Raw genomic sequence first — 14,059 nt, forward strand, 5'->3', positions numbered from 1 at the left:
ATGATCACGCTGAAGAACTTCCGGCAGTTCATCACCGACACCCTGCGGATCATCCTGAAGGGCGACCGCCTCTACTACGCCTGGGTGGGGTTCCTCGTGCTCCTCATCGCCATCGGCGCGGCGGCCTACCTGGGCCAGCTCAACAGCGGCCTCATCGTCACCAAGATGCGGGACCAGGTCTCCTGGGGCTTCTACATCGGCAACTTCACCTTCCTGGTGGGCGTGGCGGCGGCGGCCATCATGCTGGTCATCCCGGCCTACATCTACGACTGGGAGCCCATCAAGGAGATCACCATCCTGGGCGAGATGCTGGCCATCAGCGCCCTCATCATGTGCCTGGGCTTCGTGATGGTGGACATCGGCCGGCCCGATCGCTTCTGGCACATCATCCCGCTGGTGGGCCGCCTGAACTGGCCCCAGTCCATGCTGGCCTGGGACGTGATCGTGCTGAACCTCTACCTGCTGCTGAACTGGTTCGTGGTCACCTACCTGCTCTTCTGCGCCTACACCGAGCGCCACTACGTGAAGAAGCTGGTGCTGCCGCTGGTGCTGCTGTCCATCCCCATGGCCGTGAGCATCCACACGGTCACGGCCTACCTCTATAACGGCCTGGCCGCCCGCCCCTTCTGGAACTCCGCCATTCTGGCGCCGCGCTTCCTGGCCTCGGCCTTCTGCTCGGGCCCGGCGATCCTGCTCATCCTCCTGCAGATCCTCAGGAAGACCACCAAGCTCAGCATCAAGGACGAGGCCATCTTCAAGGTGGCCGAGCTGATGGCCTACACCATGGGCTTCAACCTCTTCCTCACCGCGGCCGAGGCCTTCAAGGAGCTCTACTCCGGCACCGAGCACATGGTGTACTTCCAGTACCTGCTGTTCGGCCTCAAGGGCCACACCACGCTGGTGCCCTACGCCTGGGCCTCGATCCTCTGCGGCCTGGCGGCCTTCATCCTCTTCCTGGTGCCCCGCACCCGTACCAACTGGGTGACGCTCAACATCGGCTGCGTTTTGATCTACGCCAGCGTCTACATCGAGAAGGGCATGGGCCTCATCATCCCGGGCCTCACGCCGGACGTGCTGGGGGACATCTACGTCTACCGCCCCTCCTTCACGGAGATCGCCGTGGCCGCGGGCATCTTCGCCACCGGCTTCCTGGTCTTCACCCTCATGCTGAAGGCCGCCGTGCCCATGATGCTGGGCGAGTTCACGATCTCCAAGGGACAGCCCCCGCAGGGGGCCCCGCCACAGAAAGCCTAGAGCTCAGATCCCCGGATCCTCGTCGCGCTCCTCATCGGGGTTCGCGGCGAGGATCGCGGCGAACCGGTCGACGTGGGCCAGGAAGAGATCCACCAGATGGGGGTCGAAATGGACGCCCCGTCCTCTCTGGAGCAGGGCCACCACCTGGTCTTCGGGCCAGGCATCCTTGTAGTGGCGCCGGCTGCTGGCCGCATCGAAGACATCGACCAGGGTGGTGATGCGGGCCTCGATGGGGATGGCCTCCCCCTTCAGGCCCCTCGGATAGCCAGTGCCGTCCCACTTTTCGTGATGGCCGAAGGCGATGCGGGCCCCCATCTGGATGAAGGGCACCTTCGAACCCTTCAGGATGGTGGCTCCCATGGAGGTATGCCGCTTCATGGTCACCCATTCCTCCACCGTGAGGGCTCCCGGCTTCTGGAGGATGGCGTCCGGCACCCCCACTTTCCCGATGTCGTGCATGGGCGCGGCGGCCCGGATGGTCTCGATGGCCTCCTCGTCCCAGCCCAGCAGCCGGCCCATCTCCGCGGCATAGAGGCCGATCCGCCGGACGTGGGTGCCGGTCTCGTGGTCCCGGTGCTCGCTGGCGGAGATGAGACGGAGCGCCACTTCCTCCCGGGAAGCCCGGATCTGCTCGGTCTGCTCGCGGACCTTCTGGGCGAGCTGGGCCTCCCGGTCCCGGAAGGCGATCTCCAGCATCCGCCGCCTCAGCGCGGCATTCACCTGGACCAGGATCTCCCTGGGCTGGAAGGGCTTCAGCACATAACCGAAGGCGCCCTCCTGGAGGCATTCGATGGCCGTCTCGGCCGCCTCGGTGGAGCTCACCATCACCACGGAGATGTCCGGGATGCGGGGCTGGAGCGCCTTCACCAGATCAAGCCCCGAGGCCCCAGGCATCTGGATGTCGCTGAGCACCAGGTCGGAGGGTTCCTCCTCCAGGGCCTTGAGGGCGGCGGGCACATCGCCGGCCGTCCGGCACCGGTACCCCGCCTTCGCCAGGATCCGCTCGAGCGACAGGCGAATGATGGGCAGGTCATCCACGATCAGGATGCTGACCTGCTGGGGCACCACTTGGATGTCTTCGCCCATGGACCTTCCCGGGACTGGGGTTTAACGGCAAGCCTGTCGGATGGCTATCGGGATCGATGATGGCACAGGAGGAAAAAACCATGAAGCCTCGGTGCGGGGCAGGTGCAGGGCGGGTCCGAGGCCGCGCCTTTGCCCCTCCGCTACCGGGCCCACTCCAGGGAGTCCCGCTTGGCCCGGAAGTGGGCGCCCAGATCCAAGCCGATGGCCCGCTCGCAAAGGGCCAGGGCTCCGTGGAAGTCCCCAAGCTCGCTGTGGGCCTGGATGCCCCGCTCGAAGCAGGTGAGGCTCTCCAGCATCCGCCGGTACTCATGCGGGAAGGCCACTTCCAGATCCGGCAGGTGGCCGATCACCGCAGTCACGGATCCGGCGCAGGCCTCCCACTGGCCCAACTGCGCCAGGGCCTCGGCGGTCAGGTCGTGGGCCACGCATTTCACGGCGTTCGGCAGGCTGGCCTGCCCCTCCAGGGTACGACGCAGGTACTTGAGCGCGGATTCCGGCCCACTGAAGGCCGCCTCGCGGTGCCCCGCCAGCAGGTCCTCCAGGATCTCCTTCACCGACTTGCGGATGGGTTCCTGTCGCTTCGCCACTATTCGTACTCGATCGTGGCGGGGGGTTTGGAGGTGATGTCGAAGACCACGCGGTTGATGCCCTTGACCTCGCGGACGATGCGCTGGGCGATGCGGTCCAGCAGCTCGTGGGGGAGCCTCGCCCAGTCGGCGGTCATGAAGTCCTCGCTGGTGACGGCGCGCAGCGCGCACATCCACTCGAAGGTGCGCTCATCGCCCATGATGCCCACGGTCTGCACGGGCAGCAGCACGGCAAAGGCCTGGCTGGTGCGGCCGTACCAGCCGCTCTCGCGCAGTTCCTGGAGGAAGATGGCGTCGGCGTTCTGGAGGATGGTGGCGCGCTCCCGGGTGATGGCGCCCGGCAGGCGGACAGCCAGCCCCGGTCCGGGGAAGGGATGCCGCTGGTTCATCTCCTCGGGCAGGCCCAGGGCCAGGCCCGTGGCGCGCACCTCGTCCTTGAACAGCTCGCGGAGGGGCTCCACCAGCTTGAGCTTCATGCGCTCCGGCAGGCCTCCCACGTTGTGATGGGACTTCACGAGGATGGCGCCGCCGATGCCGCTCGACTCGATGACATCCGGGTAGGTGGTGCCCTGACCCAGGAAGTCGGCCTTCACCTTGCCCGCCTCGCGCTCGAAGACCTCGATGAACTTGCCGCCGATGATCTTCCGCTTCTGCTCAGGGTCGGTCACGCCCGCCAGGGCTCCCAGGAACTCGTCCGAGGCGTCCACCCAGATCACGTTGAGCTCGAAGGGGGCGAAGTAGGCCTGTACCTGCTTCATCTCGTCCTTGCGCATGAGGCCGTGGTCCACGAAGACGCAGGTGAGCTGCTTCCCGATGGCCTTGTGCAGCAGCAGGGCCGCCACGCTGGAGTCCACGCCGCCGCTGAGGCCCAGCACCACCGTGCCCTGCCCCACCTGCTCGCGGATGACCTTGACCTTCTCCTCGATGAAGTTGCCGGCGTTCCAATCCAGGGCCATGCCGCAGCGCTTGAGGAAGTTCAGCAGCAGGGGCGTGCCCTGGGTGCTGTGGGTGACCTCCGGGTGGAACTGGAGGCAGTAGATCCCGCGCTTCGGATCTTCCATGGCCGCCACGGGCACACTGGGCGTCTTCGCCGTGACCGTGAAGCCCGCCGGGGCGACTTCCACATGGTCGCCGTGGCTCATCCACACCTGCTGGGCGTGCGGCAGCCCTTCGAACAGCATCGAGCCCTCAGGCGCGGCCTGGATCTCCGCCTTGCCGTACTCCCTGCTCGCGGAGCGGTGCAGCTGCCCGCCCAAGTTCCGGGCCAGGAGCTGCTGGCCGTAACAGATGCCGAGGATGGGCACGCCGAGGTCCAGGATGGCCGGGTCCAGGTCCGGCGCCCCCGGCTCCAGCACGGAATTCGGCCCGCCCGACAGGATCACGCCCTTCAGGTCCGTCCCCGCGATCTCCTGGGCCGTCGCGCCGGAGTTGTACACCAGGCCGAAGGCCCCCAGCTCGCGCAGCCGCCGCGTGATGAGCCTCGTGTACTGGCTGCCGTAGTCGATGATCGCAATGCGCTCGTGGTGCATGGGGCCCCTGCGGAAGGATCCAGGATGGCCGCCAGCCAGTCCGGATGCTTCCTCCAGTGTGCCCCATTCCCCTCGTCAGCGGGATCCGGCTCCCCTGCCTACAGGTCTTCGGGGGAAGGGTCAGTATCCGGCTTTCCTGGCCTTGAGATGGTCCAGCAGGGCCTTGAGGGAAGGTTTTTCGTAGGGTCCCTTGGCCTTGGGGAGGGCGGTCTTGACCATCTGGATCGCCTCGTCCAGGCGGCCCTGCATCACCGCGAGCTGCACCTCCCGGTGCAGATCGGCCAGGGAGTCCGGCAGCCAGAACTTCAGGGGCTTGGCACCTGCCGGGGCCTGTGCGGGGACGCGGCCCGGCTCGGGCACGGGCGGAGGAGGCGGAACGAACACCTTGGCCATGGATTCCCTCTGCTCCACGACACGGGCCAGCTGTGCCTGATACGAGGCTACGGCCTGCTTCTCCCAGGCCTCGCCGGCCATCCGGGCGGCCTGGTTGCCGATCTCCCTCGCCCCCTCCTCCTGGCCGAGGGACAGAAGCACGCTGCCGAAGTTCAGCCGCATCGCGAGGTCCGAGGGTGCCAGCTTGATGGCGGTCTTCCCAGATTCGACGGCCTTCTCGGTCTCCTTGGGATCCCTCGCGTAGAACCGACAGAGGGCCATGTGGATGCTGGGAAAGTCAGGCTCGAGCTGTCTCGCCTCCTCCAGCCAGCCGAGGATCGCTTCCGGCGAAGCGCCCGGCTGCTGGGTTCCCATCAGGGCGAGCTCCGCCAAGCACAAGGGCACCCGGAAATCCTTGGATCCGGACTCCCGGGCAGTCTTCAGGGCCTGCTCGGCCCCGGACCAGTCCCCGCGGCGGAAGGCAGCCAGGCCCAGGCCGGCCTGGACCTGGGGCGATCGGGCATCCAGAGCTTTGGCCTGGTTGAGCAGGTGCCCCGCCTCCGCCTCCTTCCCTGATTGAGCCAGGACCTCCGCCCGGATCACCAGGGCCTCGGCCTCGCCCACGGGCCGGGCGTGGAAGTCCTTGTCCGACAGGGCGATCTGCAAGGGCAGGTTCATGTAGGAGAGCGCGGGGCGGCCCACATACTGGGCGATCCGCCCCTCGAAGGCGGCCAGGTCGCCTAAACCTGCCTGGGCCGCCGCCAGAGGATCCGGCTGGCTGGAGAGCGCACGGAGGTAGGCGGCGAGCGTGCCCGCCTTCCGAGCCTCCTCGTCCATGAAGAGGTAATGCACCATGGCCCAGCTCTGAGCGTAGAACTGGTTCGCCTTGCTCCCCTCCCGGTACTCCGGGGAATCATGGTTGACCAGCAGGACGGCCTTCAGCGGCATGCGGCCCCGCCGAAGGGTGGCCATGTGGTGAAAGGGAATGCGGCCCAGGTAGACGCGCTTGGAGCGGATCTCGGTGGATCCGTAGAAATCCGCGATTCCCTCGTCCAGCCAGGTCGGCAGCGCCGTCAGGTTGTTGTGCACGATGGCGTGGGTGTACTCGTGGAACACCACGGCGAAGGGCTGGTCTTCCTGGTGCCCCTGGTCCAACCGCACGATGGCCAGGTCCCGATCGCGACCCCGCATGTACATGCCACCAGGTCGCTTGGGATCCTTACCTGAGAACGCGTCAGGAAGGAACCGGGCCATGGAGGCCTCGTTCTCGGCCACGACGACGACCACGGGCTTGTGGAGATCTGTCTGCAGCCCGGGAAGGATCGCCGTGAATACGCTCCGGATGCCCTCGAACCCCTCAAGGGTGCGCCGCGCCTCGGCTTCGCCGGCATCGCTGTAGGCCACGAAGTGCGGTGAGCGGACCTCAATCCACGACCCGGGCCGGGGTGCCCCCGCGAACGACGGCCCCTCGGACCAGGTCAGTAACAGCAGGAGCGCGAGGACTCGCCAGGGCCTATTCCAGCGTGTGGGCATCCCGTCTCCCATCCAGGTGAGGTGTGAATTCGACCGATCCGGCCCTATTGCCAGAGGCTGAAGTCCGCCACACGTAGGAAGGCCTGGCGGAGGCGGTGGAGGAGGCTCAGGCGGGTGGCGCGGAGGGCGGGGTCCTCGCACTTCACCATGACGGCGTTGAAGAAGGCTTCGAGGGGATCCGCCAACTCAGCGAGGTTGTTCAGCGTGACAATTATGTCGTGCTGGGTTTCCACACGATGCAGGTGTTGAATCAGGTCGATCTCCGCAGGCTCCACAAGGAGCGCGGCCTTGAAGTCATTCAGGGGAGCCTCGTCCTTCAGGATGTTGCCGATCCGTTTGGCACTCTGCCCAAGAATGGCAAAACGGGGATCCTCGCTGAAGAGGGACAAATTCTCGCAGCGCAGCTTCAGATCCACCAGATCCATCCATCCGACCGCCATCGTCGACCGACGGACGGAACCCACGTACTTCGCCAGTTCCAGCTGGTAGGCCACGCGGTCTTTGAAGAAGGTCAGCAGGGCCTCGCGGGTGTCGGCCTCGGGCTTGGTGGCCTTCGGAGCCACGACCTTGAGGGCCGCCTCCACCAGGTCCGCCAGGGTCAGAGGCCAGCCCTGCTCCCAGAGGATGCGGACGAGGCCCTGGCCAGCGCGGCGCAGGGCGAGAGGATCCTTGGAGCCGCTGGGAATGAGGCCCACGGCGAAGCAGCCGGCCACCGTGTCCAGCTTGTCGCAGAGGGACAGCAGGCAGCCCATGGGCGTGCCGGGGATGGCGTCCTCGGCGCCGACGGGCCGGTAGTGCTCCTTGACGGCCTTCCACACCTCCTCGTGGGCGCCCTCATGCTTGAGGTATTCGCCGCCCATGACGCCCTGCAGCTCGGGGAACTCGCCCACCATCAGCGTGCGGAGGTCGCACTTGGCCATGCGGGCGGCCTCGAGGGCGCGGTCGATGTGCTCGTCATCCGTGGAGAGACGCCTGGCCAGCGCCTTGGTGAGGGCCACCACGCGGCCTGTCTTGTCGTGGTAGCTGCCCAGCTCGCGCTGGAACGTGAGCGCCTTGAGCTTCTCAAGCCGGTCGGACAGAGGATGCTTCCGGTCCTCCGCGAAGAAGAACCGGGCATCGTAGAGGCGCGCCTTCAGCACCCACTCGTTGCCGGCCTTCACGAAGCCCGCCGGATCGTCCGTGCGGTTGGCGGCGGTGAGGAAGAAGGGCAGCAGGGCCCCGTCCGGACCCTCGATGCAGAAGCTCTTCTGGTGCTCGCGCAGGCTGGTGACCAGCACCTCCTTGGGCAGCTCCAGGAAGTCCGCCGGGAACTCGCCGCGCACGATCTTGGGGAACTCCACGATCTCCGCCAGGGTGTCCAGCAGCTCCGCGTCCGCCACCACGCGGCCGCCCGCTTCGGCGGCCAGCTGGTCCAGCTGCTGGGCGATGCGCGTCCGGCGGCCTTCGAGCCCAGCCACGACGCCGGCCGCCTCCAGGGCCGCCTCGTAGACCTCAGGCGATGCGATCTTCACCGGCTCGGGATGCTGGCGGTGGTAGAGCCGATGACCCCAGGTGGTGGACGTGGCCGCCACGCCATCCACGGTGATGGGCACCACCTGGTCCCCCAGGAGGCAAAGGATGTTGCGGATGGGCCGCACGAACTCGAATTCGGAGTTCCCCCAGCGCATGGCCTTGGGCACGTGCAATCCGGCGATGAGCCCCGGCAGCGCCTCTGCCAGCAGGTCCGCCGTGGGTCGTCCCTGCTTCGTGATCGTCACCACCGCGCAGGGCTCTTTCTTGCCGGCGGGCTGCTCGAAGCGCACGGCACCGAACTCCACGCCCCACTTCTCCGCGAACTTCAGCCCCTGGATCGTGGGCTGGCCGTCCTCCCCCACGCACATGCGCTGGGGCGGGCCGACCTGGGTGTCGGTCTGATCGGGCTGGGATGCGGGCAGGCCCGCCCCTCGCCATGCCAGCTTGCGTGGGGAGAAGAAGATCTCGAGGCCGGAGGTCACGAGGCCCTGCCCCGCGGCCCAGGCCGAGAAAGCCATGGCGAACTCATCGGTCAGCGGCTTCAGGAACCGCGCCGGAATCTCCTCGCAGTGCAGCTCGAGCAGGAAGGTCTTCGCGCCGCTCACTTGGCACCTCCCTTCCCGGCCACCGTGCTTTTCTCCGCGATCTCCGCGTTCCCTGCGGTTGGCGTTTTCCCGTTCTCGAACTCGAGGTACGCCCGAGCGCAGGCACACGCCAGGTCGCGCACGCGCTTGATGATGCCCGGCCGCTCGGTGGTGCTCACGGCGCCGCGGGCGTCCAGCACGTTGAAGGTGTGGCTCATCTTCAAGGCCTGCTCATAGGCGCTGAGGAAGTGGCCGTGGTCCTTGAGCAGCCGCCAGCCTTCCTTCTCGAACGATTCGAAGAGGGTGCGATGCAGGTCCAGGTCGGCGTGCTCGAAGCTGTAGGCGCTGAGCTCGAATTCCTCCCGCTGGCGCATCTGGCCATAGGTGATGGGGAACACGCCGTCGTCGGTGGTCACCTCGCCGTGGATCAGATCGAAGATGTTGTCGTAGCCGCCCAGGAACATGCAGATGCGCTCGATGCCGTAGGTCAGCTCGGCGCTCACCGGCCGGCAGTCCAGGCCGCCCACCTGCTGGAAGTAGGTGAACTGGCTGATCTCCATGCCGTCCAGCACCACCTGCCAGCCCACGCCCCAGGCTCCCAGGGACGGCGACTCCCAGTTGTCCTCCTCGAAGCGGAGGTCGTGCTTGGAGAGGTCGATGCCCAGAGCCTCCAGGCTCTCGATGTAGAGATCCTGCACCTTGGCGGGGCTGGGTTTGAGGATCACCTGGAACTGCAGGTGCTTGTAGACGCGGAAGGGGTTCTCCCCGTAGCGGCCGTCCGCGGGCCGGCGGGAAGGCTCCACGTAGGCCACGTTCCAGGGCTTGGATCCCAGGGCCCCGAAGAAGGTGAGCGGGTTCATGGTGCCCGCCCCCTTTTCCAGATCGTAGGGCTGGCCGATGAGGCAGCCCCGGTCGGCCCAGAACCGCTGCAGGCGGAGGATCAGTTCCTGGATGTGCATGGAGGCCCACCAAAACGAGCATTGTAGCGGGTTTTCGGCCCCTTGATAAGCTGCTGGAATGCTGATCCGCATCGCCCTTCCTTCCGAAGCCCTTGCCCTGGCGGCCCTGGGTGAGCGCCTGTGGCGCGCCACCTACACCGGGCTCATCCCGGCCTCGAATCTGGAGCTCCACCTGGCGGAGACCTTCGGTCCCCGGCAGCAGGCCGCGGAACTGGCCGACCCCGCCTGTCGGGCGCTGGTGATCGAGTTCGATGGCGTCCTCACGGGCTACACCCTCCTGAAGGCCCACGCCCCGGACCTCGCGCATCCGGGTTTCCGCTTCGTCAATCCGCTTGAAGTGGCGCGGTTCTACGTGGAGGCCTCCTTGCATGGCCGTGGGGCCGCCCAGGCGCTGATGACGGCGGCGCTGGACCACGCCACATCCGCTGGCCACGACGGCGTCTGGTTGCAGGTCTGGGAGAAGAACCCCCGCGCCATCCGGTTCTACGCCAAGGCGGGCTTCCAGGATGTCGGCGAGGCCACCTTCCGCGTGGGCGAGCAGGTGGACCGGGACCGGTTGCTGGTGCACAACCTGATGACCCGGAGCCTCTAAAGCCCCCCGCTCCCCCGGCCCGAGGAGTTCGGCTGGGTCAGGAATCCTCGTCGGGCTCGGGCAGCGGAGGCAGGGTGAGGCGCTGGTAGGCCGCCCGGGCCTCCGCATCGCCAGCCTCCATACCCTTCCGGTACCAGGAGAGCGCCTGGTCGATGTCCCTTGCGCCGCCCAGTCCCTGCTCCAGGTAGTTTCCGAGCTTTCCCATGGCGGCCGCGTTCCCGCCTCCGGCGGCCTCAGCGAAGGCGTGCCGGGCCTTTTCCAGGTCCTTTGGAACCGTGCCTTCGCCCGACTCGTAGATCAGGCCCGCATTCCACCAGCTGGTGGCACTGCCCTTGGCACCGGCCTTGAGATACCATCCGAGGGCCATCTCCGGAGCCCTGGGCACGACCAGGCCCTGGGCGTAAAACCAGCCGAGCTGATTCATGGACGCCCCGTTCCCCAGGTCTGCGGCCGCCTGGTAGCACCTCATGGCCTCGGTGAGGTTCACCGGCACACCCTCGCCGTTCTGATGGGCCCAGCCGACCTGATGCAGGGCGGTCACATTGCCCAAGTCCGCCGCCTTGCGGAAATAGTCCAGCGACTTGCCGAGATCCCTGTCCGCCCACCCCTCGGACTTGTAGCAGAAACCCAGCTGCACCCAGGCCTGCACCCAGCCCCGCTCCCCAGCCCGCTGATAGTGGCCGATGGCCGCCTGGAGGTCCTCGGGCCCGCCCCACCCATGCTCCGCGAACCACCCCAGGAGGTAGATCGACCGCGCGGACCCCTGCTTGGCCCCTTGCCTCAGCCAGGTGAGGGCCCGCCGGTCATCCTGGCCGACGCCCTGGCCCTTGTGGTAGAGCCAGGCGAGCTGGGGGAACGCCCCGACGTATTCAAGCCCGGCGGCCTTCGCGTACCAGGAGACGGCTTCCGAGTAGTCCGCCGCCACCCCGATGCCGTATTCGTAGCACTCCCCCAGCCATCCCATGGCCTGGGGAGAGCCCATCCGTGCGGCCTGCCTGCAGAGCAGGACGGCGCGTTCAGGGTCCTTGGGAACACCCTGGCCCCGGATGAGCATCCCGGCCAGCATGACCAGGGCCGAGGGATCCTCGAGTCCCTGGGCCTGCGTGAGCCAGGAGAGGGCTCCCGTCGGGTCCCTGGGCACGCCGATGCCGTCGAGGAGGAACCGCCCCATGAGCCGCGGCCCATCGGCGTAGCCCGCCTCGGCGGCTTGCTTGGCGAACCGGAGCGCCGCTGCGGCGTCCTTGGGGAACCCCAGGCCCCGCTCATGCATCCAGGCGAGCGTCATGGGGTAGAAGCGCGGCTGGGGCTGGCTCGCGGCCCGGCTGAACCAGGCCTTGGCGGCCGAGGGGTCCCAGTCGACGCCGGTCCCGCCATCGAAGCACTGCCCCAGCTCCGCCATGGCATCCGGAGATCCCTTCTCCGCCGCCTGCCGGAGCAGCCTGGCGTACTGGACATGATCCACCGGCACGCCGAAGCCGTTCTGATGGAGTTCCGCCAGGTGGTAGAGACCCCGGGCATTGCCTTTGGCCGCGCTGGCCTTCAGCCATTTCAGGGCCTCAGCAGAATCCCTGGGGATGCCTTCACCCCGGAAGTGCATGCGTCCGAGATGGGCCATGGCCTCGGCATCGCCGGCCTCGGCCGCCGCCCGGTAGCAGGCCGCCGCCCTAATCCGATCGCGCGGACAGCCCTCCGAACCGAGCCAGCGGCGATGCCCCTCGGCCAGCAGGCCGCCTTCGAGGCCGGGGGCGCCCGGTGCCTGGGCGAACGCCATCGCGGCAGGCATGAGCAGCCACGGAAGGAGGGTGGGCCTGAGGATCGAGGGGCGCATGGGTAACTTTTGACATGGTGCAAACATCACGGGCATCCCGGCAAGGAAATTCCGTGAAGTGCCCTGCACTGTGACGCCCGTCCTTTGGCCCGCCCCCCGGGCCCTGTAGAATCCTCGTTTCCCGGGGACCTGCATGACCCGAAAAATCGCCCTCCTGGCCATTGGTGGCAATGCCCTTCTCTCGGCATCCGCTTCGCGAATGCACGAGACGCTCGGCCACGCTGGGGGTGCGCGGTGAATCCTCGCCGGATCGCGCTATTGGCCATCGGGGGGAATGCCCTTCTCAAAGAGAAGGAGCGCGGGCTCCAGGAGGAGCAGCTGGAGAACGCCCGGGAGACGGCGGAGATGCTGGCGCGGGTGGTGGCGGAGGGCTACGCGCTCTGCGTGGTGCACGGCAACGGGCCCCAGGTGGGCAACCTGCTCATCCAGCAGGAGGCCGGATCCGGCCAGATCCCGCCCTACAGCCTGGACATCTGCGGGGCCATGACCCAGGGCTCCATGGGCTACATGCTCGAGCGCATGCTCATCAACCGCCTGCGCTTCACGGGCCTGGATGCGCCCGTGACCTCCGTCCTCACGGAAGTCGTGGTGGACAAAGAGGACAAGGGTTTCCAGGACCCGACCAAGCCCGTGGGCCCCTTCTACCCCGAGTTCCGCGCCCTGGAGCTGATGCGCTCCAAGCGCTGGAAGATGAAGGAGGACTCGGGCCGCGGCTGGCGCAAGGTGGTGCCCTCGCCCAAGCCCATCGAGATCGTCCAGCTGGACGCCATCAAGACCCTGCTCCAGTCCGGCAGCTCGGTGATCGCCGGCGGCGGCGGCGGCATTCCCGTGATCCGCGACGCCAGCGGTTTCCTGGTGGGCGTCGAGGCCGTCATCGACAAGGATCGCCTCAGTGCGCTCCTGGCCGCCCAGCTGGACGCGGACCTCTTCATCATCCTCACGGGCGTGGCCAAGGTGGCCCTGGACTTCGGCAAGCCCTCCCAGCGCTGGGTGGACCGCCTCACCGCCAGCGAGGCCCGGAAGCACCTGGCCGAGGGCCAGTTCCCGCCTGGCAGCATGGGCCCCAAGATCGAGAGCGCCCTGGCCTATCTGGAAGGCGGCGGCCACGAGGTGCTCATCACCACCGCCGAGGCCCTGGCCACCGAGGACCCCGCCACCGTGGGCACCCGCATCGTGCGAGACTGAGGATTCTTGGGAGGAAGCTTCCGATGTACGCCCTCATCCTCGTTCGCTACCGCCGCCCCCTCGCCGAGGTGGAAGCCGTCACGGAAGCCCACCGGGCCTACCTCGACACCCTGAAGAAGCAGGGCATCCTCCTGGCCTCGGGCCCCCTGGATCCCCGGTTCGGCGGCGCCTGGCTGGTGCGGGTGCAGGACGAGAACCCCCTCGCCGACCTGGACACCCTGCGCGATGGCGATCCCTTCCACAAGGCTGGCCTCGCCAACTACGAGCTGCTGCCCTGGAAGGTGATGGCCGGCAAGGAAGCGTTCGACAAGATCTGATCCCCGCCCGCCGGGCCTCCCCTGCGGGCGGAGATCCTCCTGAGCTCCGCTCAGTGGCTGAGCTTGATGTCCACAGGGTTCTTGAAGGTGTCGTAGAGGGGCGACGTCCGCATGACGCAGTCGTGGAGCTCCTGGATCTGCGCCGGGGTGCCGCTGCAGGCGAGGTTCACCTTCACGCGGATCTGGGACAGCCCGGGCCGGATGTTCTTGTCGAGCTCCAGGAAGCCCCGGAGGTCGGAGTCCGTCTCCATGTCGAAGCTGAGGCTGCTGATGTCCAGGCCCATGGCCGCGGCCGTGTAGGCGTAGGTCACGCTCAGGCAGGAGCTGAGGGCGTGCAGGGCCGCTTCCCCGGCATTGGGCGCCAGGTCCGAGCCCAGCAGGGCCTCCGGCTCATCGGCCTCCAGGAACATCGGTGTGGTCCGCTTGTGCTCCATTCCGGCTCCGTAGAGCGAATCGAAGGTGCTCTGGGAGTGCGCCCCGTTGATCCATTTGGCCTTGGACCGGAAGGTGAATTTGGCGAGGGCGGGATTGGCCTTCACCATCGAGACCGTGGTGTTGAGGGCATCCACATTCACGCCGTTGTGGATGGTTGCGATGCTGCCCATGGATCCTCCTCGTGGATCGGGCGCTGCCCGGACGGGGGTCGGGCCTCCGAGGGGAAGCGCGTGTAGGACACCCACAAGGGTCCCGCAAGCCACGGGGCCCCCTGGAAAGAGCCCCC

At 67.4% G+C, this 14,059-nt stretch carries 12 protein-coding genes; 4 read left to right on the top strand and 8 right to left on the bottom strand.

Annotated features, from left to right (window positions below):
• The gene (dsrP, locus tag MLE42_RS10750; RefSeq protein WP_243287887.1) at window positions 1-1,254 is read left to right on the top strand and encodes a sulfate reduction electron transfer complex DsrMKJOP subunit DsrP; all 1,254 of its coding nucleotides are present in this window, start codon (window positions 1-3) and stop codon (window positions 1,252-1,254) included.
• Window positions 1,255-1,257: 3 nt separating this feature from the next.
• Here dsrP and MLE42_RS10755 read toward each other — a convergent pair whose 3' ends face one another.
• The 6 genes from MLE42_RS10755 to MLE42_RS10780 all read right to left on the bottom strand — a co-directional run bounded on the left by MLE42_RS10755 (window position 1,258) and on the right by MLE42_RS10780 (window position 9,416).
• Window positions 1,258-2,340 (bottom strand): HD domain-containing phosphohydrolase, encoded by a 1,083-nt coding sequence (locus MLE42_RS10755; protein ID WP_243287888.1) that lies wholly within the window; start codon window positions 2,338-2,340, stop codon window positions 1,258-1,260.
• Window positions 2,341-2,480: 140 nt separating this feature from the next.
• Window positions 2,481-2,927: a hypothetical protein gene (locus MLE42_RS10760; RefSeq protein WP_243287889.1), complete on the bottom strand. Its 447-nt coding sequence runs from the start codon at window positions 2,925-2,927 to the stop codon at window positions 2,481-2,483.
• A complete protein-coding gene (guaA, locus tag MLE42_RS10765) occupies window positions 2,927-4,456 on the bottom strand; it encodes a glutamine-hydrolyzing GMP synthase (protein ID WP_243287890.1) in 1,530 nt (509 codons plus the stop codon). Before guaA ends, MLE42_RS10760 begins: the two co-directional genes overlap by 1 nt.
• A 120-nt stretch (window positions 4,457-4,576) precedes the next feature.
• The gene (locus MLE42_RS10770; RefSeq protein ID WP_243287891.1) at window positions 4,577-6,361 is read right to left on the bottom strand and encodes a DUF1570 domain-containing protein; all 1,785 of its coding nucleotides are present in this window, start codon (window positions 6,359-6,361) and stop codon (window positions 4,577-4,579) included.
• A gap of 44 nt (window positions 6,362-6,405) precedes the next feature.
• Window positions 6,406-8,478: a glycine--tRNA ligase subunit beta gene (glyS, locus tag MLE42_RS10775; RefSeq protein WP_243287892.1), complete on the bottom strand. Its 2,073-nt coding sequence runs from the start codon at window positions 8,476-8,478 to the stop codon at window positions 6,406-6,408.
• Window positions 8,475-9,416: a glycine--tRNA ligase subunit alpha gene (locus MLE42_RS10780; protein ID WP_243287893.1), complete on the bottom strand. Its 942-nt coding sequence runs from the start codon at window positions 9,414-9,416 to the stop codon at window positions 8,475-8,477. Before MLE42_RS10780 ends, glyS begins: the two co-directional genes overlap by 4 nt.
• Window positions 9,417-9,474: 58 nt before the next feature.
• Between MLE42_RS10780 and MLE42_RS10785 the strand changes: the two genes are divergently transcribed.
• Window positions 9,475-10,008, top strand: a complete 534-nt coding sequence (locus MLE42_RS10785; RefSeq protein WP_243287894.1) for a GNAT family N-acetyltransferase — start codon at window positions 9,475-9,477, stop codon at window positions 10,006-10,008.
• 37 nt (window positions 10,009-10,045) lie between these two features.
• Here the strand turns inward: MLE42_RS10785 and MLE42_RS10790 are convergent, their stop codons facing one another.
• Window positions 10,046-11,836, bottom strand: coding sequence for a tetratricopeptide repeat protein (locus tag MLE42_RS10790; RefSeq protein WP_243287895.1), 1,791 nt, complete (start codon window positions 11,834-11,836; stop codon window positions 10,046-10,048).
• A 234-nt stretch (window positions 11,837-12,070) separates the two neighbouring features.
• Between MLE42_RS10790 and MLE42_RS10795 the strand changes: the two genes are divergently transcribed.
• Window positions 12,071-13,021 carry a carbamate kinase gene (locus MLE42_RS10795; protein ID WP_243287896.1) on the top strand — a complete coding sequence of 317 codons (951 nt, stop codon included), beginning with the start codon at window positions 12,071-12,073 and terminating at the stop codon, window positions 13,019-13,021.
• A gap of 23 nt (window positions 13,022-13,044) precedes the next feature.
• Window positions 13,045-13,338, top strand: coding sequence for a YciI family protein (locus MLE42_RS10800; RefSeq protein ID WP_243287897.1), 294 nt, complete (start codon window positions 13,045-13,047; stop codon window positions 13,336-13,338).
• Window positions 13,339-13,388: 50 nt separating this feature from the next.
• Here the strand turns inward: MLE42_RS10800 and MLE42_RS10805 are convergent, their stop codons facing one another.
• The gene (locus MLE42_RS10805) at window positions 13,389-13,943 is read right to left on the bottom strand and encodes an OsmC family protein (RefSeq protein ID WP_243287898.1); all 555 of its coding nucleotides are present in this window, start codon (window positions 13,941-13,943) and stop codon (window positions 13,389-13,391) included.
• Between the last annotated feature and the right edge of the window lie 116 nt (window positions 13,944-14,059).

Origin of the sequence: Geothrix terrae, from assembly GCF_022808775.1 — a bacterium.
Taxonomy (GTDB): domain Bacteria; phylum Acidobacteriota; class Holophagae; order Holophagales; family Holophagaceae; genus Geothrix; species Geothrix terrae.

What these genes read in the sequence shown, in the direction of transcription:
- MLE42_RS10755 (WP_243287888.1), bottom strand. Translation starts at nt 2,340, where the DNA reads ATGGGCGAAGACATCCAAGTGGTGCCCCAGCAGGTCAGCATCCTGATC.
- dsrP (WP_243287887.1), top strand. Translation starts at nt 1, where the DNA reads ATGATCACGCTGAAGAACTTCCGGCAGTTCATCACCGACACCCTGCGG.
- MLE42_RS10780 (WP_243287893.1), bottom strand. Translation starts at nt 9,416, where the DNA reads ATGCACATCCAGGAACTGATCCTCCGCCTGCAGCGGTTCTGGGCCGAC.
- MLE42_RS10785 (WP_243287894.1), top strand. Translation starts at nt 9,475, where the DNA reads ATGCTGATCCGCATCGCCCTTCCTTCCGAAGCCCTTGCCCTGGCGGCC.
- MLE42_RS10805 (WP_243287898.1), bottom strand. Translation starts at nt 13,943, where the DNA reads ATGGGCAGCATCGCAACCATCCACAACGGCGTGAATGTGGATGCCCTC.
- MLE42_RS10800 (WP_243287897.1), top strand. Translation starts at nt 13,045, where the DNA reads ATGTACGCCCTCATCCTCGTTCGCTACCGCCGCCCCCTCGCCGAGGTG.
- MLE42_RS10770 (WP_243287891.1), bottom strand. Translation starts at nt 6,361, where the DNA reads ATGCCCACACGCTGGAATAGGCCCTGGCGAGTCCTCGCGCTCCTGCTG.
- MLE42_RS10790 (WP_243287895.1), bottom strand. Translation starts at nt 11,836, where the DNA reads ATGCGCCCCTCGATCCTCAGGCCCACCCTCCTTCCGTGGCTGCTCATG.
- guaA (WP_243287890.1), bottom strand. Translation starts at nt 4,456, where the DNA reads ATGCACCACGAGCGCATTGCGATCATCGACTACGGCAGCCAGTACACG.